At 70.7% G+C, this 1,926-nt stretch carries 1 protein-coding gene; it reads right to left on the minus strand.

Going from position 1 to position 1,926, the window contains the following annotated elements; translation table 11 throughout:
* Positions 1–168 precede the first annotated feature (168 nt).
* Entirely contained in the window at positions 169–1,419 is a 1,251-nt protein-coding gene (locus ACWGIF_RS37820; protein WP_453504394.1) for a PucR family transcriptional regulator, read from the minus strand.
* Positions 1,420–1,926 lie beyond the last annotated feature (507 nt).

Raw genomic sequence — 1,926 nt, forward strand, 5'->3', positions numbered from 1 at the left:
CCCCCCGTCCCCCCCCCCCCCCCCGGCCCCCGCCCGTGATTGGTGGTGGCCCCCCACCCTCTTGGCCCCAAACACCGCACGCGTGCGCCGGATCGCGTCCCGACGGTGCGCACGCACAAACGCCCGGCCCGGCCCCGTGACGACGGGACCGGGCCGGGCGGCCGTGGTTCACAGACCGTTGACGCGAGCCATCCGCCCGACGACCAGCGGCGTGAAGTCCGCCTGGATCACACGGGCCGTCCTCCGGGTCACCCGCGAGTGCTGACGCCGCACCTGGGCCATCAGCCGGCGGCTGCGCAGGGCCATCTCCAGCTCGAACCGGGTCCGCGGGTCGCGCAGGCCGGTTCCGAAGAGCTTCTCCAGCTGGCGCATGCGGTACCGCACGGTCTGCGGGTGCACGCTCAAGGCCTTGGCGGCCTCGGGGGCGCCGCCGCCCTCCAGCCAGGCGAGCAGGGTCACCTCCAGCCGCTCGCTCTGGCGGGGGGTCAGATCCGCCAGCGGCCGCAGCCACCGGGCGGCCAGTGCGTGGGCCAGGGGCTCGTCTTGGAGCAGCAACAGCGTCGAGAGGTGGTCGTCGACGAAGACGGGCCGGGCGTCCAGGCCCGGGCGGGCGGGTGTCAGCGCGAACAGGCGCAGCGCCCAGCGCAGTGAGGAGGCCGTGTCCCGGAGGGGTACGGCGTGGCCCACGGCCGCGAACCGACCGCGCAGCAGGTGTTCCATGGGCGCGCGGGTGTCCGGGTCGGGGCTCGGGACCAGCAGACACGGACGGCCCGCGAACATACCGGCGAGCACGTTGTCGTCCAGTACGGCGGCGAGCTGGTGCGCCTCGCCGGGCGTGGCCGGCACGATGGCCCGTACGGCCGGGGGGAGGGGCCAGCCGGCCGCCTCGGCGAGCTCGCTGAGGGAACTCTCGGACGCGGCCCGGTCGTCGGTGAGGGTCTTGAAGAGGTCCTGACGGGCGCGGTCGCCCTCTCGGACACCTTCGTCCCGGCCCTCGTGCGTGACCTCGCAGTCCTCCCGGATCCGGTGGCCGACCTCCGCCCCGGTGTCCGCCCGGGCCGCCGCCCTGACCTCCACCCGGGGTCCCGCCCCGCTCTCGGCCCTGTCTCCGACCTTGCTCTCGAACCTGCTCCGGTCCTCGATTTCGTCCTCGCTCTCGGACTGGTACTCGTCCTTGTCCGGTGTCTGTTCCCGGGTTTGCTCCTGGTAGCCGAGGGCGGAGAGGAGAGCCTTCTCCACCCTCTGACAGAGCAACTCGTCATCAATGGCATCGTTGTCATCGATAAGTGCGGAAAATTCCGGAATTCCATGCAGAAGCTCCTCCACTATCTCGGCGGCCAGCGCGGGGAGTTCCCTGCGAAGGACGCGGGTCCACTCGCCACGCGGGCGGGACCAGATGCGGTTCAGAAGTTCGCACATCGTTTTCCTCGTTCGTGCCGGGGTGAGGCTTGTCCGGGGAAGAGCGACAAGCCCGCCGAGGTTGCCTCCTGCGCCAACAGCCCTGACTGACACGGGAGTTGCGGCCCTCGTACTCCCTCCTGGAGAGGTCCGGCCACTTACGGCCCCACGGTTTTGCTTTAATTTTGCCGTCGGGGACGCGTAGGTGGCAGGCGACGCGGTGGCCAGTCGCAACCTCCGCTGGAGGGGAATCTTCCGGTGTTGTTCGGAGCGCCGTAGACGCGGTGCGAGAAATTATCACGTTTCGATAAATCCTGTGGAGCTGCTGTGCAGCTCCACGATGCTGCTGCACTCCGGCCCCAAGTTCCCTCGGCCGGCGCGGAGTTTCACAGCGCTGCCGGGCACAGAGGACAACGACCCCCGGGTGCCGAGCGCCAGGTGGAGCGCTCGGAGCCCAGGCGCACAGGAGAACTGGATGCCCCTGCCCCAGCCGCACATGCCCAGCTCGCACCGAGCCCGCCGCAGAAG

It is taken from the genome of Streptomyces sp. NPDC054849 (assembly GCF_053610945.1).

What these genes read in the sequence shown, in the direction of transcription:
- ACWGIF_RS37820 (WP_453504394.1), bottom strand. Translation starts at nt 1,419, where the DNA reads ATGTGCGAACTTCTGAACCGCATCTGGTCCCGCCCGCGTGGCGAGTGG.